Source organism: Herbaspirillum sp. WGmk3 (assembly GCF_023952535.1).
GTDB lineage: Bacteria > Pseudomonadota > Gammaproteobacteria > Burkholderiales > Burkholderiaceae_D > Herbaspirillum > Herbaspirillum huttiense.
Map to the genome: position 1 here is coordinate 1 of NZ_JAKYWT010000155.1, position 238 is coordinate 238.

A 238-nucleotide genomic window follows, 5' to 3' on the forward strand; every position below is an offset into this window, starting at 1 on the left:
TATCGATACATCAGGAATATTTGATTCAGATGATATGACTATCAAGGCCGCCTGAGTGCGGTTTTACCGCATACCAATAACGCTTCACTCGAGGCGTTTTTCGTTATGTATAAATAAGGAGCACACCATGCAATATGCCATTGCAGGGTGGCCTGTTGCTGGCTGCCCTTCCGAATCTTTACTTGAACGAATCACCCGTAAATTACGTGACGGATGGAAACGCCTTATCGACATACTT

1 protein-coding gene is annotated in these 238 nt (G+C 44.5%); it reads left to right on the forward strand.

Translation table 11 applies throughout. The annotated features are described in order from the left end of the window. Nucleotides 1–127 precede the first annotated feature (127 nt). Nucleotides 128–238, forward strand: a 111-nt coding sequence (locus tag MKD49_RS26280) for a protease FtsH-inhibitory lysogeny factor CIII (RefSeq protein WP_115769853.1), incomplete at its 3' end; no start/stop codon positions are given.